The following is a 20,081-nucleotide window of genomic DNA, read 5'->3' as shown; positions in this document are numbered from 1 at the left end:
GAGGTCTCGCCCACTAGTGTCGGCGGCTATGAGTGCACAGTTTCCGGATCGCGAATGGGGTTCGCGCACAAACCTGCTCAGCAGGATCGTGAGTCCGCTCGCGGCCACCAAGCTCGGTTCCCTGGTGGTGCGCACGGTGATTCAGCCGGTGGACCGGCTGGTGCTGAAGCGGACCGCGGGCGCCTACACCGCGCTGGGCCCGATCGGCGCGCCGGTGGTGCTGCTGGAGACCACCGGTCGCAAGTCCGGGCAGCAGCGCACCTCGCCGCTGCTGTACGTGCACGACGGTGACGTGCTGTATGTCATCGGCAGCAATTTCGGTCAGCAGACGCATCCCGCGTGGACCGCGAATCTGCTGGCGGATCCGAAGGGCGCGGTCACCCTGGCCGGGCAGCGGATTCCGGTGACGGCCGAGCGGGTCACCGATCCGGCGCTGGCGGCGCAGGTGTTCGCCCGCTTCGAGGGGCTCACCGCCGCCTACAGCGCCTACAAGCAGCGCACGGATCGCGATCTGCGGATCTTCGCGCTGCGCCGGGCCGACTAGTTCACCGCCCTGCTGCCGGAGTGACCCGGCAGCAGGGCCAGGAAGTTCCGGATCAGGGCGCGGTCGTCGTCGGCGCGGGTCGCGACGTAGATCGTTGTGTCCGAAGAGGTTCCGGTGAGCGGCAGCACCCGCACGGAATCGGGTGCGGTGAAGGTCGCGCTGCGCGGCGCGATGGTCACGCCCAGCCCCTGGGCCACCAGATACAGGATGGTGGTCCAGGTGGTCCCCTCCTGTACGACGCGCGGCCGCTGCCCGGCCTCGTGCAGCGGGGCGAGGTTCCGGTCGTGGGCGCGCCCGCCCGCGGCCCGGGGGAAGAAGACGAACGGCTGATCGCCGAGTTCGCCGCCGGTGACGGAGTCCCGCCCGGCGTAGGGATGGTCGGCGGGCAGCACCGCCATATACGGCTCGGTGACCAGCGGCGCGGTGTGGATGCCGGGTTGCGGATCCGGATCGCGCACGATGGCGGTGTCCAGTGCGCCGTGGCCGAGCTGCTCCATCAGCCGGGTGGTGAAGCCCTCCACCAGTTCCACCTGCACCAGCGGATACCGCTCCCGGAATTCCCGGACGCCGCGCAGGGGTTCGAGCGGCAGTACCGAGGGCACGAAGCCCAGGTACAGCCGTCCCTGACTGCCCTGTCCGATGCGCGTCACCTCGTCGAGGTCGCGGGCGGCGTGCCCGAGGATGGCGGCGGCGCGTTCACGCAGCACCGCCCCGGCGGGGGTGAGCGCGACGCTGCGGGAGGTGCGGTCGAGAAGCCTGCCGCCGAGCAGGGTTTCGAGGCGCTGGATCTGCTGGGTGAGCGCGGGTTGCGCGATGTGCAGGCGGGCGGCGGCGCGCCCGAAGTGCAGTTCCTCGGCGACGGCGAGAAAGTACCGCAGATGCCGCAGTTCGACGCCGTCAACCATAAGCTGATCGTATCAATCGCAGCTATCAAGTATTGGACGCTATAGGTGCGGCAGGGGCATGCTGGCCTGGTGCCTCAGCAAACCGAATCCCGCGCCGAGCGCGACGCCCTGGTCGTCGAACCCATGTCCACCCCGGAGCACGCCCGCGCGTTCAAGGAGATGAACGAGGAGTGGGTGCGGACCCTGTTCTCGATCGAGGCCGCCGACTCCAAGATCCTCGACCATCCGGAGCGGATCGTGGCCGACGGCGGCCAGGTCCTGATCGCCCGCGCCGGCGCCGAGATCCTCGGCTGCGGCGCGCTGATCGCCATGGGTGACGGCGTCTTCGAGGTGTCGAAAATGGCTGTGCCGCCGCAGTATCGGGGCCGCGGCATCGGTCGCGTCGTCCTGGAGGCGCTGGTCGCGCACGCCCGCGCGATCGGCGCGACATCCCTCTACCTGGAGAGCAACAGGAAGCTGGCCAATGCCGTGCACCTGTACGAGTCGATCGGGTTCGTGCACGTTCAGCCGCACGCGCCGAGCCCGTACGCCCGCGCCGACGTGTTCATGTCCTACGACCTGAGCTGACCGGCGCGAACTACCCCTTGCGCACCAGGTCGTAGACGCGCGCGGTGCGGGCCGCGATCTGGTTCCAGTCGAATTCGCCGATGGCCCGTGCGCGGCCGGCCTTTCCCATGGCGGCCGCCGCGCCCGGATCCGCCACCACCAGGTTGACGGCGTGCGCGAGCCCGCGTTCGAAGGCGTCCGGGTTCGCCGGGTCGTAGTGCACCAGGCTGCCGGTCTCGCCCTCGACCACCACCTCGGGGATTCCGCCCACATCGGAGGCCACCACGGCCGTCCCGCAGGCCATGGCCTCCAGATTCACGATGCCCAGCGGCTCGTACACCGACGGGCAGATGAAAACCGTTGCGGCGGCGAGTATCTGACGCACCATCTCGGTGGGCAGCATCTCCCGGATCCAGTACACGCCGTCGCGGGTGGCGCGCAGTTCGCGCACGGCGGCGGCCGCCTCCTGTTCCAGCCCCGGCGTATCGGCGGCTCCCGCGCACAGCACCAGCTGGATATCGGGGTCCAGGTAGCGGGCGGCGGCGAGCAGGTGGGCGACGCCCTTCTGCCGGGTGATGCGGCCGACGAAGGCGGCGATGGGGCGATCCCCGCGCACCCCGAGTTCGGCGAGCACATCGCGCACGCCCTCGCGCGGCCCGCCCGGATGCCAGACGTCGGCGTCGATTCCGTTGTGCACCACATGGACTCGATCGGGATCGATCTGCGGGTAGGCGGCGAGCACATCGGCCCGCATGCCCGCGCTGACCGCGATCACCGCGTCCGCGTAGGTCACCGCATTGTGTTCCGACCACGACGAGAGCCGGTATCCGCCGCCCAGCTGCTCGGCCTTCCAGGGCCGCCGGGGTTCCAGCGAATGCGCGGTCAGCACATGCGGAATCCCGTAGAGCTCGGCCGCCAGATGTCCGGCGAGCCCGGTGTACCAGGTGTGCGAGTGCACCACGTCCGCGCCGACGGCGGCATCGGCCATGCGCAATTGCGCCGACATCATCTGCACGGCGGAATTGGCGGTGTAGAGCATCGGATCCGGTTGGTGCACCACCGCATCCGCGCGCGGGACGCCCATGCAGTGCACGGTCACCTCGCACAGCTGCCGCAGCCTGGGCACCAGCTCCGTGACATGCACCCCCGCCCCGCCGTACACCTCCGGCGGGTATTCGCGGGTCATCATCGCGACGCGCAGTTCCAATCTGCCCTCCGCTTCGCTCCGGGCGTGTTCGCGGCCCTGCAAGCTCGGTCTTCCCTCCTCCGCTCCTCCGCTTCGCTCCCCCGCTCCGTCAGTCCAGACCGAGCCGGGCCGCGAACTGGGCGTGCGGCTCAACCTGCCCCGCGCGGGGCCACGGGTTCCAAACTAGACGTTGACTCGAGGGGGAACCAACCGGGTAACGCGATGAACACGGCACATGGCGGACATCCTTTGTTCGGCCGCACCCGGTAGTTTGGCGATTGTGAGGAGCCAGCCGCACGTACTCGGGATCGTGCTCGCCGGTGGCGAGGGCAAGCGACTCTTTCCGTTGACCAAGGACCGTGCGAAGCCGGCTGTTCCGTTCGGCGGGGCGTACCGGCTGGTGGATTTCGTGCTCTCGAATCTGGTGAACGCCGGGTACCTGCGGATCTGTGTGCTCACCCAGTACAAGTCGCATTCGCTGGACCGGCACATCTCGCAGACCTGGCGGCTGTCGGGGTTCGGCGGCGAGTACATCACCCCGGTGCCCGCGCAGCAGCGGCTGGGACCGCGCTGGTACACCGGCAGCGCGGACGCGATCATGCAGTCGCTCAACCTGATCTACGACGAGGACCCGGAGTACATCGTGGTCTTCGGCGCGGACCACGTCTACCGAATGGATCCGGAACAGATGGTGGCCGCGCACATCGAGTCCGGCGCGGGCGTCACGGTGGCGGGTATCCGGGTGCCGCGCAGTCAGGCCAGCGCGTTCGGCTGTATCGACTCCGACGAATCCGGCCGCATCGTGGGCTTTCTGGAGAAGCCGGTGCATCCGCCCGGCACCCCGGACGATCCGAACGTCACCTTCGCCTCCATGGGCAACTACGTGTTCTCCACCAAGGTGCTGGTGGACGCCATCCGCGCGGACGCCGACAACGGCGACTCCGACCACGATATGGGCGGCGACATCATTCCGGGCCTGGTCCGCGAGGGGAAGGCCGCCGTCTACGACTTCTCCCGCAACGAGGTGCCCGGCGCGACCGACCGCAGCCGCGGCTACTGGCGCGATGTCGGCACCCTCGACGCCTTCTACGAGGCGCATATGGATCTGGTGTCGGTGGATCCGGTGTTCGACCTCTACAACCGGCACTGGCCGATTCGCGGTGCGGCCGAGAATCTCCCGCCCGCCAAATTCGGCCGCGGCGGTCTGGCGCAGGAGTCCATCGTGGGCGCGGGCAGCATCCTGTCGGCGGCCACGGTCCGCAATTCGGTGCTGTTCTCCAATGTCATCGTCGAGGACGGCGCGACCGTGGAGGGCAGCGTCCTGATGCCGGGCGTGCGCATCGGGCGCGGCGCGGTGGTCCGGCACGCGATCCTGGACAAGAACGTCGTGGTGACCGAGGGCGAGATCATCGGTGTCGATCTCGACCGTGACCGGGACCGGTTCGCGGTGAGCAACGGCGGGGTGGTGACGGTCGGAAAGGGCGTGTGGGTCTGAGTGTCGCGTAACAACCCTGGACAGCGGTCGGCTCCGGTCCGAAAATCGGTGGGGAGCGTCGCCACGGGCGCGCGGGAGGGAGCGTCATGATCCGCACCGCACGGGTCGTCGCCGCGGTCAGCACTCTGGCCCTGGTAGGCACCTTGTTGGCCGGCTGCGCCCAGGAGGGCACGCCAACGGCCGCGGAAATCGATGTCCGGACTTTGGATTCCAGCGGTTACCCGGTGGACCGCTACACCTACGATCGCACCGCCAACGGCGGCGGCACGGTGCTCGAGGGCATGCGTATGGCCGATGCCGTGGTGCCGACGGTGCGCGCCGATTCCACATTGAAGGTGGGGCGCGGCGGCATCGTGCTGAACAGCGTCGACGATGTGATCGACGTGAGCCACCTGTCGTCGACGGCCCGGCCGGTGCTGGAGAATCGCGGGTTCATGGTGGGATTCGCCACCAGCGGGGCCGACAAACCCGATATCGCCGAGGACAAGGTGGACCCGAGCGCCACCACCGTCACCATCCGGTTGCTGCGCTTCCCGTCCGAGGACGCGGCGAAGCTGGCGGCGCGGGAGATCGCCGACGCCGACTTCAATGTGGCACTGGATCAGAACCGCAAACTGACGCTGGCCGAGTATCCGGACGCGCTCATCCACTGGCGGCCGACCGTGCCCACCATCGGTGTGGCCATGCCGCGCAAGGAATTCGTGATCTCGCTGTTCATCGTGCGCACGACACCCGATCAGACCCAGCTGATGTCGCTGGTGAAGAAGACCCTCGACGCCGAAGTGCCCGCGGTGGACGCGTTCACCCCGACGCCCAAGGACAGCATCGCGCAGCTGCCGTTCGATCCGGATCGGATGCTGGCGCGCACACTGGTGGACAGCCGCGACAACCGCACCCCCGATGCCGACGCCTTCGGCTATTTCGGCCCGAACATGCTGGTGCACGCCGCCAATGATCAGGGCGTACGGCAGCGGCTGGTGGACAGCACGGGTATGGATCTCATGGCCAACGCCGGGGACGGGTACATGTTCCGCACCACGGATCAGAAGGCCGGCAACGATCTGGTGAGCGGGCTGATAGCGATTCTGGAGGGCGTCGAGAACGGGCCCGCCCCGGACGGCATCCCGGATTCGAAATGCATCCACAACAGTAAGAACACCGCCTACCGCTGCTATGTGGTCTACAAGCGGTATGTGGGAGTCGTGAACGCGGACAACGAAACCGACGCGCACAAGATGGCCACCGCGCAGTACGCGCTGCTGGCCAACAGCCTGTAGGGCTCAGAAGCGGACGGTGTCCGCGTCCAGCGTGCGCCAGGCGGCGGGGCGGGTTCGATGCGATCCGTGCGCGGCCCCGTCCCCGGCGCAGGCGGCGCACCCGGATTCCGCTGTGGCGTGGTCGTTTCCGCGTGGAACCGGGTGAGATGCGTTGTCCCCGAACGCACCGTCGTCCCGGACCGGGTTGTCGTCGCGGGCGCGGCTGTCGTCACGGAAGCGGTAGTCGCGGAATCCGAACGGCTGCAACAGGGCTCGCAGGAACTCCGGACCGTCCTGCGGCGACACGGTGCGCTCCTGGTCGAGCAGATCCACGCCCTGGTGGTACCAGACACGCGCCACCAGTCCCTCGACCGGATCTATCGCCCGGAATGTCACGACTCCGTCGGCGTTCAGCCGGTATTCGGCGATCCGGCGCCACCGCCCGGACTCGCGGAGATACAAACCCACCACGGCCGGACCACGCTGCCCCATGGGAAACCTTCAATCATCGAACTCTGTCCCTGGAGTAACCGCCCCGGCGGCGTGGTAATCCTGCCGGGCGCTCAGGCCGGGGCCTGATTGCGCATGGAGCAGAAGGGTTCACACGGTCCGGGGGTGGACGGCGGCGTATAGGACGGTTCATCGAACCGAGCGCCGCTGACCAGCAGTAACACCAGGAGTCCCGCGGCCAGAATCAGCCCGATCAGGATCAGAGCCGGCCAGAGCCATCCTGTCGGCAGATGTGCGCCGAGTACCAGACCCTCGTACATCTCCCACCTCCTCACAAATCGATCCCCTCTGTGGGTACCACCCCGAACCGCGGGCAATCCAGCCCCTATCCCTGCCCCGCCACTGCCCCGAAACGGCGAAAGAGGGTGCCGCCGAAGTCGAATCGGCGACACCCTCCGGGGTGGGAAGCGGTATCAGCGCAGGTCGCGCCGCCGGAAGGCGATGAGCCCCAGCGCAATCAGCGCCGCGTCGATCACCAGCAGGATCACCACCGGCGTGGCGGTGAACGCCGCACCCGGAATCCTCGGCGCGTGCTCGAACGGATCGAGGTCCCGGAACCATTGCGGCGCACCGGAGATCGCACCGAGCAGGAAGACCGCCACGGCGGCGGTGAGCACACCCCACGCCACCGGGGTCCAGCGCGGCGCCAGACCGAATATCGCCACGGTGATCGCCGCGAAGAACCACACGGCGGGCAGCTGCACCAGCGCCGCACCCAGGACATCGGGCAGCTTGCCGCCGACGTCGCCCGCGGCCCGGCCGTAGACGAGCCCGCCCAGCAGGCCCGACACCAGCAGCGCCAACGCGGGACCGCCGAGCGCGAAGACCAGATGGGAAGCGGCCCACCGGGTTCGCGGCACCGCACCGGTGAGCACGGTTTCGGCGCGCTGACCGCTCTCCTCCGCGTGCAGCCGCAGCGCCGTCGACACCGCGTACGCGGCGGCGGCCACCGCGATCATGGTGAAGGCGTAGGTGATCATCGAATTCTCCAGCGACGCCGAACCGCCCATGCGGGTGATCAGCTCGCGGATGGTCTCGCTGTCGCCCAGCTCGTCACCGATGCCGTGGATGACGCTGCCGATGAGCAGGCCGTAGACGGCGAGTCCGGCGGTCCAGGCCAGCAGGGTGCCGCGCTGCAGCCGCCAGGCCAGTCCGAGCGGACCGCTCAGCGCGGGTCCGGCGGTGGGTGCGCCGGGTCGTTCGGCGACCAGGCCCGCGCCCATGTCCCGGTGCCGCAGCAGCCAGTACGCGACCACGGTGAGCACGACGACGGCCGCCAGATGCAGCAGCAGGACCGCGAAATGGTCGCCCGCGTACGGCCGCACCTGCAGCGACCAGCCCTGCGGGGACAACCACACCAGCGGGCTGGTGGGTCCGTCTCCGGCGCGGGCGTCGCCGATGGCGCGCAGGGTGAAGGTGAATCCCAGGACGGCGAAGGCGATTCCGCGCGCGAGACGCGCACCGCTGGACAGCTGCGCGGCGACCGCGGCCACCGCGGCGAACACCGCGCCGGATCCGGCCAGCGCCAGCCCGAAGGCCAGCGATCCGCCGCGCGGCACGTCGGTGCCCGCCAGGCTGGCGAAGCCGACCAGCCCGGTGAGCAGTGCGCCGCCGTAGCCGACGAGGAGCGCGGCGGTGAGCCCGGCGAAGCGGCCGATGCGGGTGGCGGCCACCAATTCCTCACGCCCGCTTTCCTCTTCGGCGCGGGTGTGCCGGATGACGGTGAGGATGGTGGCGATGGCGATCAGGGTGTGGAACATCCCCGCCTTCCAGATGCCGACCGCGCCCAGGCTGGTGTTGTACACCGGCCCGTACATGGCCAGCTGGGAGGGGCTGGCGAGAATCGAGGCCGCGAAGGAGGCCCGGTCGGCGTCGCCGGGATACACCGAGGAGATGCTGTCGATGTACACGCTGCCCAGCGGCAGCGACAGCAGCAGCACCCACAGCGGCAGCACGATGCGGTCGCGCCGCAGGTAGAGCCGCAGCATCTGCCCGGTTCCGGTGAAATCTGTTGTGCGTAACGGTGTTTCGAAAGTTCGAGGGGCGGCGACGGTGGTCATTTCGCGACCTTCTCCCGCTTCGGATCGGTGTGCTCGATGCCGGAGGCCCCGTCACCGTTGATCGAATAGTGGCGCAGGAACAGCTCTTCCAGCGTCGGCGGCTGGCTGACCAGGCTGCGCACCCCGGCGTCGCCGAGGACGCGGATGAGTTCGCCGAGATGCTCGGCCTCCACCTGGCAGTGCACCGTGTGATCCTCGTAGGTGACGTCCTCGACACCCGGGATCCGGTTGAGATCGCCTGGGTCACCGATCATTTCGGCGGTGATGGAGGTGCGGCTCAGATGCCGCAGCTGCTGTAGCGAACCGGCTTCCACGGTGCGCCCGGAGCGAATGATGGTGACGCGCCGGCACAGTCGCTCCACCTCGGACAGGATGTGGCTGGACAGCAGCACCGTGCAGCCGCGCTCCCCGGCCTCGGCGACGCATTCGTTGAAGACCTGCTCCATGAGCGGGTCGAGGCCCGAGGTCGGCTCGTCGAGCAGCAGCAGTTTCGCATTCGACGAGAACGCCGATACCAGTGCCACCTTCTGCCGATTGCCCTTGGAGTAGGTGCGGGCCTTCTTCTTCGGATCGAGTTCGAAACGGTCGATGAGTTCGGCGCGCCGGCCCTGGTCGATGCCGCCGCGCATGCGGCCGAGCAGGTCGATGACCTCGCCGCCGGACAGCGACGGCCACAGCGTGACATCGCCGGGCACATAGGCGATGTCGCGATGCAGGTCGACGGCGTCGGTCCACGGGTCGCGGCCCAGGACGCGCGCGTCGCCGGAGGTGCGGGCCAGGATGCCGAGCAGGATGCGGATGGTGGTGGACTTCCCGGCGCCGTTGGGGCCGAGGAAGCCGTGCACCTCCCCCTCGGCGACCTCGAGGTCGAGACCGTCGAGAGCGTGCACCTGCCCGAAGTGCTTGTGCAGATCCCGGACTTCGATCACGGGAGTGTTCTGGGCATTCATCGAATCTCCTTGGAGGAAAACGATTTCTACTGTTGGGTGAGAGTCTCGAGCGCCGTCGAGTCGGTGAGCATGCCGTTGGTGTAGATCTCCAGCGCGGGCACCATCATCTGATCCGCGTACTCGCGCAAGGCCTTTCGGAAATCCATGCGTCCTTCATTGCGCGCCGCGTAGAGCTGCAGGAACAGCATCATGCCACCGCCGTTGGTGGTCGCGACGTAACGCGCCATGGCCTTCAGATCGCGGGGCGCGCGCAGCGTCCCGGCCTCGACGCCGAGCCGCAGATACTCCTCGACGTCGGCGAGCATGTGTTCGTAGAAGCTGAGGGTCAGCGCTCCGCCGGCCTGGAAGCTGCGCATCAGATAGGCCATGTGCGGTGCGAAGTCCTCGATTTCGGCCAGTTGCTGCAGTAGGCCGCCGGGTGACGGGTGCTGCACGTATTCGGTCTTGGCCGTCCGAATCACCTCCCGGACGTGGTTGTCGCAGGCTTCGCGCAGCCCGTCCTTGGACCCGAAATGATGGATGACGAGCCCGGGCGATACCCCAGCCGCGGCGGCGATGGCGCGAACTCCCACTCCGAACCCTTGGTCCCCGAACACGGTCACTGCCGCGTCGCGGATCCTCGCCCGGGTCGTCAAATCCTCGGTGGCTGAACGCATGTTCAATACGTTAAACGCTCGTTCAACGTGATCGCAAGAGGCCGCGCCGTGAAGGTTCCGCAAAGCTGCGAAGGCCGCTGCGACGGCGCGAAGGCGTCGAAAAGAATTCCCCGCGCGGATGGTCCGCGCAGGGAATTGTGTCCGGCCGCAGTTTTCCGCGAGGCAGATGTCGATCAGTTGTCGCCAGGGTGGCGGGGTTGCTCCATGCCCTGGAAGCCCGCGACGCCCTCGGTGGCCACCGCATCCGTCTCATGTCGCCCGCGGCGGCTGCCCGCGTATGCCCATTCCCGCAGGGCGGCAACAGGCTTGGGCAGCATCTCCACCTCCGGCGGCATATTGCGCACCGGATCGAAGAAGCCGGGCGCGGCGTGCTCACCGATCTCGGGTCCGGCCACGCTCATCTCGGCGAGGACGCGGGCGGGGCCGTTCCACGGCACCGCCTTCAGCACGAAGCCCAGCCGTCCGTCGGTCAGATACTGCGAGAGGTCGGCGAGCGAGTTCGATTCCGGTTGTCCCGCAAGAGGTTCGGCGAAGATCCACGACGCGGGACCGCCCTCGAATCGATACGGCATCAGGCTCCCGTACCGCGCGGCGGCCCAATTGCCGCCGGGCGTGATCACCAATCGGCCCCACCGCCCGGTGCCGGTGCTCGCCAGCGCCAGATCCCACGGCCGCTCGTGCCGATCCAGCACCCGGATGGCCAGCCCCAGCACGTCGGGTATCGGTCCGGGCAGTCCCGCGCCCTTCGAAATGCGGGCCAGCACAGGGCGATCCGTGCTGCCGATCAGTTGTTTGTACTCGCCGTCGACGGCGTGCAGCACACCGGTCAGCGGCAGCCCGGCCGGATGGAATACCCGGTTCCGCCGCAGCCGCGCCGTCGCGGCGAATGCGGCGTTCACAATGCGGTCGGTGACTCCCATGGGTCAGTCCTTCTCAATCGCTCGGCATTTCGCCTCGCAATACCCATGGACCTGGGAACTATCCCCGCGACGCGCAGAGCAGTCCGTCACCCACCGGGATCAGGACGCTGGTGAGGTCCGGATCCTCGGCGATGGCGCGGGTGGCCGCCCGCACCGCCTGGGTCTGCGGATCACGCTGCGCCGGATCCGGCACCCGCCCGCCCAGCAGCGCGTTGTGCAGCAGAATCGCCCCGCCCTCGCGCAGCAGTCGCACGGCCTGCGCCACGTACTGCGGATGCTCCAGCGGCGCGGCGTCGATGAACACGAGGTCGTAGGCCCCGTCCGCGAGCCGCGGCAGCACATCCAGGGCACGCCCGTTGATGAGCCGGGTGCGCGCGGGCGCGATATCCGCCGACCGGAACGCCTCGCGCGCCGCGCGCTGATGTTCGGGTTCGGAGTCGATGGTGGTGAGCGTGCCGTCCTCGCGCATACCGTCGAGCAGCCACAGCCCGCTGATGCCGGCCCCGGTGCCGACCTCGACCACGGCGCGCGCGCTCAGCAGTTGCGCGTACATGCTGAGCAGCGCACCCACCGACGGGGGTATGGGCGCGGCCCCGAGTTCGAGGGCCCGTTCGCGCGCGGCGACGAGAATCTCGTCCTCGGCGACGGATTCCTCCACGTAGGCGAGGTTGCGCTGCAGGTTCGATGCCGCGGGAGTCTGGCTCACGGCTATGAGGCTAATGGCGAGGGGCCGGTATGGCCCGGCGGTGACCGGCCGGTGTGGCGATTTTTCTCAGGTGTCCCTCAGCCTCCCCATACGGCGACCACATCAGGACCGACGAGAGTAATGCCTACGCCAGGCCAGCGACCGGCGATCCCGGTATCGGGAACAACACGACCCACCAGGTCGGTTGTACACGACATCGAGGATCACGGTCCCGAGTAGGAGGTAACCCCATCCACATGGTCGACGCGGCGCGCGAACCCGCCACCTTGAATACGGAGCTCCTGTTGGACAGCGACACCACGCTCACCGACGAGTCCGACGACGCCTCGAGCGACGATGCCCTGAGCGGCACCGCGGCTTTCGACGCCACCGGTGACCGCACCATGATGCCGTCCTGGGACGAACTGGTCCGCGAGCACGCCGACCGCGTGTACCGGCTGGCCTACCGTCTCACCGGCGATCCGCAGGACGCCGAGGATCTGACCCAGGAAACCTTCATCCGGGTGTTCCGCTCGCTGTCGAACTACCAGCCGGGCACCTTCGAGGGCTGGCTGCACCGCATCACCACGAACCTGTTCCTGGACATGGTGCGCCGCCGCAACCGCATCCGGATGGAAGCGCTGCCCGAGGACTACGACCGAGTGCCGGCCGACGGCCCGAGCCCCGAGCAGGCGTACCACAACGCCAACCTGGACCCCGACCTGCAGTCGGCACTCGACGCGCTGGCCCCGGAGTTCCGTGCCGCCGTCGTGCTCTGTGACATCGAAGGTCTGTCGTACGAGGAGATCGGCGCGACGCTGGGCGTCAAGCTGGGCACCGTGCGCAGCCGCATCCACCGAGGACGTCAGGCACTGCGCGAGCACCTCGAGCATAATGGTGTTGAGCGGCGTCTCGCCGCCACCGAAAAGGTCGGGTGAGGGTGCGGGCCGTGCGCCCGCACAGCGGTATCCCCGATGCAGCCGAGGTCGTCCGGAAGGGTGTGCACCGTATGAGTGGCGAGGACAGAACGCCGCGTCGTCCACCTCGTTTCGCCCCGACCGAGCATCTGGCCAGTGAGGCCATCGCCGCGTACGTCGACGGCGAACTGCGGATGAACGCGTATCTGCGTGCCGCCCAGCATCTTTCCCAGTGCCGCGAGTGCGCGGCCGAGGTGCACGCCCAGGAGCAGGCGCGCATCGCGCTGCGCCAGTCGCAGCACATCACCGCTCCCATGCGCCTGCACGACACGCTCAGCCGGATTCCGCTGTCGGAACTGCCGGGCGCGCAGGGCAATCCGCCGGGCCCGCGCCCGGGAAACCAGGCCGGTCCGCGTCCGGGCACTCCGGCGGGGCCGCACGCGCCCGGTCAACCGGGGCCGCACGCGCCCGATCCGACACCGAATCCGGCCGATCGGCGGCGCGAGAACGACCTGCTGCGCGGCGTGAGTTCGTTCGGCCTGCGCCAAGATTCGTTCGACAGCAGGCGGTGGACCTCGTGGTGGCGCAAGTAGAGTTCATCGCGTGACCACCGAATCGAAGAACACGGGCCCGGTGTCGGGTGAGGGGCCCGCGGAGAATCACCCGCGTTCGTCTGCGGAGACTTCCGATTCGGCGGCCGATCGGGGGAACCTGAGGCCGTCGGACGCTCCCGTACTGGGGCCGCGGCCGGTTTATCGGCCGCATGTCGACACCCACACCGCACGCGCCTTCCGCCGCCCGAACGGGCAGAACGGTTCCTTCTCGCCTCGGCCCGAGGGCGCGGTGCTCGCCAAGAGCCCGCAGCCGGGGGCCGAGGTCGTGAACCGGCCGCCGGATGCCGTGCTGGCCGAGGCGTTCGGCCGCCCGGCGGGTTCGGACGAACTGCTGCAACGGGATCCGGACGCGCAGGGCGAGCAGGCGAAGGTCGCGGGTCCGGCCGATCCGTGGCGGGATCCGAACGCGCCCGCCCGCCTGGGTGCGCCCGCCATCGCCACGCCGCAGCCGGCGCCGCTGGCCCCGGGGCACAAGCTGTCGGCCCGGGAGGTGCTGTTCGGCGGGCGCGTGTCGGCCAAGGCGCTGGCGATCCTGGGCGCGGTGGCGCTGGTGATCGGGTTGGCCGGTGGCCTGGTCGGACGGCTCACCGGCGAATCGACCTCGGCGCTCACCTCACGCAAGGTGGAGTTGCAGTCGGTCGGCGGTGACGCGAGTCCGGATACGCAGATCGGCAAGGTGGTCAACGCGGTCATGCCCGCGGTGGTGACCATCCACGTGTCCATCGGCGACAACGGGGCCTCGGGCTCCGGCGTGGTGATCGACGGCGCCGGGTACATCGTCACCAACAATCACGTGATCTCCATGGCCGCCAACGACAAGACCGGCAAGGCCAAGCTGCAGGTGCTGTTCGCCGACGACACCCGCGTGAACGCGAATATCGTGGGCCGCGATCCGAAATCGGATCTGGCGGTGCTCAAGGTGGATGTGAAGAACCTGTCGGTGATCCAGCTCGGCAATTCCGCCGATGTGAAGGTCGGCGACGAGGTGCTGGCCATCGGTTCGCCGCTGAGCCTGCGCGAGACGGTCACCTCGGGCATCGTGTCGGCGCTGAACCGGCCGGTGAAGCTGGGCGGCGAGGGCACCGATACCGACGCCACCCTGGACGCCGTGCAGACCGACGCGGCCATCAACCACGGCAACTCCGGTGGCGCGCTGGTGGATATGCAGGGCCGGCTGATCGGCATCAATACCGCCATCAAGTCCGAGAGCGGCGGTTCGGTGGGTCTGGGCTTCGCGATTCCGATCGACAAGGTCAAGCAGATCTCGCAGGGCCTGATCCGGGACGGCAAGGTGAACCACTCCCGGCTCGGGGTGAGCGCCAAGACCGCCGCGGTCGCCAACGAGGCCATGAGCGGTGCGCAGGTGGCCGATGTGTCCGAGGGCGGCCCGGCCGCCAAGGCGGGCATCGTCGAGGGCGATGTGATCATCAAGGTCGGCGACCGGAACGTGGAGAGCCCGGAGGAGCTGACCGTAGCCGTGCAGTCGCACGCGATCGGCGAGACGGTGACGGTGAAGTTGATCCGCGATGGCCGCGAAGTGGACGTGCCGGTAACCCTGGAATCCGACTGATTCCACCACCGGGACCGCGAACGGCCGGAGCGGAGCGCAGGCAAACAGGCCCTGTAGCCTGGTCTGGTGTTCAGCAGCATTAGCTGGGGCGAGATGCTGATCCTCCTCGTCGCCGCCCTCGTGATCCTCGGTCCCGAGCGTCTGCCCGGTGCCATCAAGTGGACCGGGCAGACGCTGCGGCAGGTGCGCGATTACGCCACGGGCGCGACCGCGCAACTGAAGCAGGATCTGGGTCCGGAGTTCGACGAGATCCGCAAGCCGCTGGAGCAGTTGAACGAACTGCGCAGTATGAATCCGAAATCGATGGTGACCAAGCACCTTTTCGATGGCGACGATTCGTTCCTGACCGGAAACTTCGACAAGCCGGTCAGCTCTCCTAGCAGCAATTACGGGCAGATCAGCATGTCGAAGGACCCGAAACCGCTGGAGCGCAACGAGCGTCCGCCGCTGGATCCGGACGCTACCTAGAACGGTCTTTCGTCAACCGGACTAGACACCAGGAGCTGTTCAGCTATCTAGACTGCGCACATGTCGGCCGACGAGGTGGCTCGGGTATTCGCGATCGAAGACAAGGTCGAACGCCTGAAAGCCGCCACGGAAGGCGTGGCCGCCGCGCAGCAGCAGATCAACGAGCTGACGCGTATCCGCCGCGCTGTCATCCGCGAACTGCATGCCGAGGGCTGGACGTTCGCGAGAATCGGTGCGGCCGCGGGACTTTCCCGCGCCCGCATCCACCAGGTGAGCACGCAGGGGCCGGTCCCCGAGGGCCTGTTCTTCGGCCACGGACCGCTGACCATCGTCACCCCCGACGTGCGCAGCACCACCCGCGCTCTAGCCCTGGTAGGGGCCCCTGACGCCGCCGCACCGCATCGCCTGGTGGAACTCTTACGCGAATTGGGCTTCAGCGCCTCGGTGCAGCGCTTCCTCCCGGGCAGACCCTTGGACCTCGACCGCGACGGCCTGATCGTCCTCGGCGGCCCCGAATTATCGCCCAGCCTCCGCTATCTCGTCGCCGCGGACCCCCGCCTGCGCCGCACGGTGGCCAGGGCCGGGCGGGTCCGCAGAGGCATCGAGGACAGAGCCGCCAGACGCGTCTACCGACCCGGTGGCACCGAGCCCTACGACATCGCCTATCTCGCCCGTCTCCCCCGCCCCGACGGCAAGGGCACCGTCCTCGTCATAGACGGCCTGCACCCCCCGGCCTCCCTGGGCGCGATCCGCCTCCTGGCAACCCGCCTCGCCACCCTCCACGAGCGCGCGGGCACCCACCCCTTCTCAGCAGTGGTCGGCGTCCGCTACGACCGCTCCACGGGCGAACCCATCGAAGCCGACCTGCTGACGCCGATCTACCGGCACGACCGCTGAGAGAACCAACTCTCGGGGGCTCTCAGGGGCTTCGCCCCCGAACCCGAAGACGCCCCCAACCCTTCTCCGCCTTGGGGTTTCAGGGACGAAGCCCCTGAGAGCTACGAGAGTTGTTATGCAGCTGCCCACTCCGGGCGCAGCGTGTTCATGGGCGGCCTGTCGGCCAAGGACACCTCGGTGGCGTGAGCGGTGAATTCGCCTCCGACTAGCGGGAATTGGGTGAGCGCCGCGCCGGAGTCGGTGATGCCGCTGCGGCCCAGGACCGTTCCGAGGATCTGGCGGCTCATGACGCCGAGGTCGGACAGGGGGCGGTTGCGGTGCTGGCGGACACCGAGGTTGACCTGGCCGATGGCGGACAGGCCGAGCAGGTCGTAAGTGTCGAGGAGCAGGCCGATTTCGACGCCGTAGCCGGGGGCGAAGGGGACCGAGGTGAGCAGTTCGCGGGTGCCGGCGTATTCACCGCCCAAGGGCTGCAACACCTTCGAAAGGTCGGGACGCAGGGCGGCGAGAAGGGGACGCGCCACCAGTTCGGTGACGCGGCCGCCGCCGTTGTCCTCGACGTTCCCGCCGTGGCGCAGCGGGCGACGGTAGTAGGCCTTGACCAGGTGCATGCCGTCCACGGTCAGCAGCGGGCCGAGGAGTTTGGGCACGAACAGCGGATCCGGGTCGATGAGGTCGGAGTCCACGAAGGCGATGAGGTCGCCGGTGGTGACGGCCAGGGACCGCCACAGCACCTCGCCCTTGCCGGGGACCGGGTCGAGTTCGGGCACGGCCTGTTCGCGCGTCACGACGCGCGCTCCGGCCGCGTGTGCGCGTTCGGCGGTGGCGTCGGTGGATCCGGAGTCCAGGACGACGAGTTCGTCGACCAGGGTGCCGAGCAGGGGCCGGATGCTGGCCACCACGGTGGCCACGGTCGCCTCTTCGTTGAGGGCGGGCAGGACGACGGAGACAGTGCGGTCGCCTTTGGCGGCGACGAGTTCTTCAACCGTCCAGTCGGGACGGTCCCACGTGTGGGTGGTTCCCCAATTTCGCGTCATACGAGACCTCGCAGTGTGCGGGCGGGCGGGCGCAGACCCTGGATGGCGGCGATCATGTCCACCACCCGGCGTGTCTGGGCGACTTCGTGCACTCGGAAAACGCGGGCGCCCGCGGCAGCCGACCAAGCGGTCGCTGCCAGGGTCCCCTCCAATCGCTCGGACAGACCGACTCCAAGGGTCTCTCCGATGAAATCCTTATTGCTCAGCGCCATCAAGACCGGGAAGCCGCTTTTCACAAGAACGTCTATTGCCCGCAACAATTCGAGCCCGTGGTAGGTGTTCTTGCCAAAATCGTGCGTGGGATCGATCAGGATCGAATCTTTTGCCACCCCGGCCATGATCGCGTTCTCCGCGGCGGCGACCACGGTATCGGTCACCTTGGCCACCACATCGGTGTACCGCACCCGGTGCGGCCGGGTGCGCGGCACGGCTCCCCCGGTGTGACTGCACACGATGCCGACGCCCAGTTCGGCGGCGACCGCGACCAGATCCGGGTCGGCCCCGGCCCAGGTGTCGTTGATCAGATCCGCGCCCGCGGCCACGGCCGCGCGCGCCACCTCGGCCCGCCAGGTGTCGATGCTGATCAGGAGCTCCGGGTACGCCTCACGAATGGCCGCCACGAACGGCACCACCCGCCGCGCCTCCTCGGCGGCGTCCACCTCGTCGCCCGGCCCGGCCTTCACGCCGCCGATGTCGACCAGGTCCGCGCCCTCGGCAACCGCCCGGTCGACCGCGGCCATGGCGGCCTCGTCGGTGAAGGTCGCGCCGCGGTCGTAGAAGGAATCCGGCGTCCGGTTCACGATCGCCATCACCAGCGCCCGATCCGTCGCCACCGGCTTCCCGCACAATGTCGGCAACGGCGCACACATGCGTTCCAATGTACCGACCGCTGTGCCGCCGATGCTGGGCAGGCGACCGGAACCGGACCCCTCCGATAACTACGGAGTTGCGGTGACCGGTTCAGTTACCGGGCACTTTGGCCGCTGCCACGTCCTGCGCGTATTCGGGGTACGCGGGAATGTAGCCGTCGGTGCGGCCGGCCAGGACGTAGAGCGTGCTGGCGTCATCGGTGGCGAAGCCCTGCTTGCGCAGTTCGACCTTGCGGCTCTTGAAGGTCGAGGTCTGCTCGAGTTCGGGCACCACGCGGATGAACAGCGGCACCGCATAGCCGGGCAGCCGCTCGTAGAGCACCTTGGCGGCGAGTTTCCCGTCGAATTCGGTCTCCGGGTGCAGGGTCACCGCGGCCATGCCCGCCTTGCCGTCGGTGCCGGGGATATCGACGCCGTAGACGACGGCCTGGGTGATGGCGTCGATGCCGCCGAACGCCCCCTCGACCTCGGTGGTGGCCACGTTCTCGCCCTTCCAGCGGAAGGTGTCGCCGAGCCGGTCCACGAAGGCGATATGCCCCCAGCGCTGATCGCGCACCAGATCGCCGGTGTCGAACCAGCAGTCGCCCTTCTTGAATCCGTCCCGCACGAGTTTGGATTCGGTGGCGGACTTGTCGGTGTAGCCGTCGAACGGCGAACTCTTGGTGACCTTGGCGAGCAGCAGTCCGGTGCCGCCCGCGCGGACCCGGCGCAGCTTGCCGTCCGATCCGCGCAAGGCTTTGCCGGTGGCGTCGTCGTATTCGACGATGGCGAAGGGCAGTGGGGTGAACCCGGCGGTCTTGTCGACGGTGAACGCGTTGATGAAGGCGACGTTTCCCTCACTGGCGCCGTAGAACTCGACGATCCGCTTGATGCCGAAGCGTTCCCGGAACTCGTCCCACAGTTCCGGGCGCAGGCCGTTGCCGACGGCGAGGCGGATGCGGTGCTGCCGGTCGGTGCGCTTGGCCGGCTGGTTGATCAGGTAACGGCACAGTTCGCCGATGTAGACGAAGGCGGTGGCCTGATTGGCGATGGCCTCGTCCCAGAAGCGGGAGGCGGAGAACTTGCGGCCCAGCGCCAGGGTGGCCCCGCCCGCGATGACCGAGGACAGCGCCACGGTGAGCGCGTTGTTGTGGTAGAGCGGCAGGCAGCAGTAGAGAGTGTCGTTGTGCTGCAACCGAACTCCGAGTCCGCCGATGCCGGCCATACTCTTGGTCCAGCGCTGGTGCGACATGACGCTGGCCTTGGGCAGTCCGGTGGTGCCGGAGGTGAAGATCAGGTACGCCTTCTCCCGGGCCGTGATCTGTTCGGTCACAGCGGGATCGCTCGCGTCGGCGGTGCGGGCGAGGGCATCGAGCTCATTGGTCCACAGCAGGCTGGGGCGTTCCTCGGCGAGGGTGTCGAGGGCGTCGGCGCACTCCTCGCCCACCACGTCGACCACCGAGTTCAGCAGTCCGAAACTGTGCTGCAGCACGGTATCTCGCTGATGGTGGTTGAGCAGTCCGGCGGTGGCGCCGAGTTTCACCACGGCGAGCACGGTGAGCAGCGCCTCGGCCCGGTTGGTCATGAGGATGCCGACCACGTCGCCGCGCCCGACCCCGCGCGAGGCCAGCACGCTCGCGTACCGGTTCACCTCGGAATTGGCTTCGCCCCAACTGTATTCGCGGCCTTCGAAGCGAAGGAAGGGCCGGTCGGGGTGGCGGGCGGCGGCGCGCTGGAAGTACAGGCCGATGGATGCCCGGCTGTCGGACTTCACCAGCATGTGCACGGCGTTGCGGAGCATGCCCGGCCCCTGCAGCGCCATTCCCGGCAGACTGCGGGCCAGGTCGAACAGGCTCACCGTTCGGGCATCGGTATTCACTTCGCGGGACTCCTCACCGGGTCGTGCTCCAGTGGCGCGGCCGTGGTGCCCAACCTTCTGAGTCACTTCGTCGCGCCCGGCTCTACCTTTGCGGATAGACCAGGGGTTGTCGAGTGAAACCGGCTAGTTCCGTTCGAA

At 68.5% G+C, this 20,081-nt stretch carries 21 protein-coding genes; 9 read left to right on the top strand and 12 right to left on the bottom strand.

Annotation, left to right across the window (positions count from 1 at the left end; all coding sequences use genetic code 11):
- Positions 1–28 precede the first annotated feature (28 nt).
- Positions 29–544 carry a nitroreductase family deazaflavin-dependent oxidoreductase gene (locus JK358_RS17125; RefSeq protein WP_201948692.1) on the top strand — a complete coding sequence of 172 codons (516 nt, stop codon included), beginning with the start codon at positions 29–31 and terminating at the stop codon, positions 542–544.
- On the opposite strand, the gene JK358_RS17120 is transcribed toward JK358_RS17125, so the two are convergent.
- Positions 541–1,449 carry a LysR family transcriptional regulator gene (locus tag JK358_RS17120; RefSeq protein ID WP_201948691.1) on the bottom strand — a complete coding sequence of 303 codons (909 nt, stop codon included), beginning with the start codon at positions 1,447–1,449 and terminating at the stop codon, positions 541–543. The genes JK358_RS17125 and JK358_RS17120 overlap by 4 nt on opposite strands.
- A 69-nt stretch (positions 1,450–1,518) precedes the next feature.
- Here JK358_RS17120 and JK358_RS17115 point away from each other — a divergent pair, with 69 nt between their 5' ends.
- On the top strand, positions 1,519–2,016 hold the full coding sequence (locus JK358_RS17115) for a GNAT family N-acetyltransferase (protein WP_201948690.1): 498 nt from the start codon (positions 1,519–1,521) through the stop codon (positions 2,014–2,016).
- A gap of 10 nt (positions 2,017–2,026) precedes the next feature.
- Here JK358_RS17115 and glgA read toward each other — a convergent pair whose 3' ends face one another.
- Positions 2,027–3,196 carry a glycogen synthase gene (gene glgA, locus JK358_RS17110; RefSeq protein WP_201948930.1) on the bottom strand — a complete coding sequence of 390 codons (1,170 nt, stop codon included), beginning with the start codon at positions 3,194–3,196 and terminating at the stop codon, positions 2,027–2,029.
- Between the two features lie 265 nt (positions 3,197–3,461).
- Between glgA and glgC the strand changes: the two genes are divergently transcribed.
- Entirely contained in the window at positions 3,462–4,676 is a 1,215-nt protein-coding gene (gene glgC / locus JK358_RS17105; RefSeq protein WP_201948689.1) for a glucose-1-phosphate adenylyltransferase, read from the top strand.
- Between the two features lie 86 nt (positions 4,677–4,762).
- A complete protein-coding gene (locus JK358_RS17100; RefSeq protein ID WP_232851407.1) occupies positions 4,763–5,953 on the top strand; it encodes a DUF7373 family lipoprotein in 1,191 nt (396 codons plus the stop codon).
- A 3-nt stretch (positions 5,954–5,956) separates the two neighbouring features.
- On the opposite strand, the gene JK358_RS17095 is transcribed toward JK358_RS17100, so the two are convergent.
- The 7 genes from JK358_RS17095 to JK358_RS17065 all read right to left on the bottom strand — a co-directional run bounded on the left by JK358_RS17095 (position 5,957) and on the right by JK358_RS17065 (position 11,734).
- The gene (locus JK358_RS17095) at positions 5,957–6,424 is read right to left on the bottom strand and encodes a hypothetical protein (RefSeq protein ID WP_201948688.1); all 468 of its coding nucleotides are present in this window, start codon (positions 6,422–6,424) and stop codon (positions 5,957–5,959) included.
- Positions 6,425–6,495: 71 nt separating this feature from the next.
- Positions 6,496–6,702, bottom strand: a complete 207-nt coding sequence (locus JK358_RS17090; RefSeq protein ID WP_201948687.1) for a hypothetical protein — start codon at positions 6,700–6,702, stop codon at positions 6,496–6,498.
- A gap of 153 nt (positions 6,703–6,855) precedes the next feature.
- Positions 6,856–8,502 carry an ABC transporter permease gene (locus tag JK358_RS17085; RefSeq protein WP_201948686.1) on the bottom strand — a complete coding sequence of 549 codons (1,647 nt, stop codon included), beginning with the start codon at positions 8,500–8,502 and terminating at the stop codon, positions 6,856–6,858.
- The gene (locus tag JK358_RS17080; RefSeq protein WP_201948685.1) at positions 8,499–9,452 is read right to left on the bottom strand and encodes an ABC transporter ATP-binding protein; all 954 of its coding nucleotides are present in this window, start codon (positions 9,450–9,452) and stop codon (positions 8,499–8,501) included. Before JK358_RS17080 ends, JK358_RS17085 begins: the two co-directional genes overlap by 4 nt.
- Positions 9,453–9,478: 26 nt before the next feature.
- Positions 9,479–10,108, bottom strand: a complete 630-nt coding sequence (locus tag JK358_RS17075; RefSeq protein ID WP_201948684.1) for a TetR/AcrR family transcriptional regulator — start codon at positions 10,106–10,108, stop codon at positions 9,479–9,481.
- A 173-nt stretch (positions 10,109–10,281) separates the two neighbouring features.
- Entirely contained in the window at positions 10,282–11,028 is a 747-nt protein-coding gene (locus JK358_RS17070) for a phosphodiesterase (RefSeq protein ID WP_201948683.1), read from the bottom strand.
- Positions 11,029–11,086: 58 nt separating this feature from the next.
- On the bottom strand, positions 11,087–11,734 hold the full coding sequence (locus JK358_RS17065; protein ID WP_181583964.1) for an O-methyltransferase: 648 nt from the start codon (positions 11,732–11,734) through the stop codon (positions 11,087–11,089).
- 236 nt (positions 11,735–11,970) lie between these two features.
- Here JK358_RS17065 and sigE point away from each other — a divergent pair, with 236 nt between their 5' ends.
- The 5 genes from sigE (at position 11,971) to JK358_RS17040 (ending at position 16,179) form a co-directional block, all read left to right on the top strand.
- Positions 11,971–12,651, top strand: a complete 681-nt coding sequence (gene sigE / locus JK358_RS17060) for an RNA polymerase sigma factor SigE (RefSeq protein WP_232851406.1) — start codon at positions 11,971–11,973, stop codon at positions 12,649–12,651.
- 71 nt (positions 12,652–12,722) lie between these two features.
- On the top strand, positions 12,723–13,223 hold the full coding sequence (locus JK358_RS40660; protein ID WP_201948682.1) for a hypothetical protein: 501 nt from the start codon (positions 12,723–12,725) through the stop codon (positions 13,221–13,223).
- A 10-nt stretch (positions 13,224–13,233) separates the two neighbouring features.
- The gene (locus tag JK358_RS17050) at positions 13,234–14,814 is read left to right on the top strand and encodes a S1C family serine protease (RefSeq protein WP_201948681.1); all 1,581 of its coding nucleotides are present in this window, start codon (positions 13,234–13,236) and stop codon (positions 14,812–14,814) included.
- 66 nt (positions 14,815–14,880) lie between these two features.
- Complete coding sequence (gene tatB, locus JK358_RS17045) at positions 14,881–15,282, top strand: Sec-independent protein translocase protein TatB (RefSeq protein ID WP_201948680.1); 402 nt, start codon at positions 14,881–14,883, stop codon at positions 15,280–15,282.
- A 60-nt stretch (positions 15,283–15,342) separates the two neighbouring features.
- Positions 15,343–16,179 (top strand): hypothetical protein, encoded by an 837-nt coding sequence (locus JK358_RS17040; RefSeq protein ID WP_201948679.1) that lies wholly within the window; start codon positions 15,343–15,345, stop codon positions 16,177–16,179.
- A gap of 113 nt (positions 16,180–16,292) precedes the next feature.
- Here JK358_RS17040 and JK358_RS17035 read toward each other — a convergent pair whose 3' ends face one another.
- The 3 genes from JK358_RS17035 to JK358_RS17025 all read right to left on the bottom strand — a co-directional run bounded on the left by JK358_RS17035 (position 16,293) and on the right by JK358_RS17025 (position 19,943).
- Positions 16,293–17,216, bottom strand: a complete 924-nt coding sequence (locus tag JK358_RS17035) for a glucosyl-3-phosphoglycerate synthase (RefSeq protein ID WP_201948678.1) — start codon at positions 17,214–17,216, stop codon at positions 16,293–16,295.
- Entirely contained in the window at positions 17,213–18,085 is an 873-nt protein-coding gene (folP, locus tag JK358_RS17030) for a dihydropteroate synthase (protein ID WP_201948677.1), read from the bottom strand. The genes JK358_RS17035 and folP overlap by 4 nt, the downstream gene beginning before the upstream one ends.
- Before the next feature lie 91 nt (positions 18,086–18,176).
- A complete protein-coding gene (locus tag JK358_RS17025) occupies positions 18,177–19,943 on the bottom strand; it encodes a long-chain-acyl-CoA synthetase (RefSeq protein ID WP_201948676.1) in 1,767 nt (588 codons plus the stop codon).
- Between the last annotated feature and the right edge of the window lie 138 nt (positions 19,944–20,081).

It is taken from the genome of Nocardia acididurans (genome assembly GCF_016741815.1).
In the GTDB taxonomy this organism is placed as follows: Bacteria; Actinomycetota; Actinomycetes; order Mycobacteriales; family Mycobacteriaceae; genus Nocardia; species Nocardia acididurans.
Note: the sequence above shows the minus strand (reverse complement) of the source record. Positions and strands in the feature narration are given on the sequence as shown.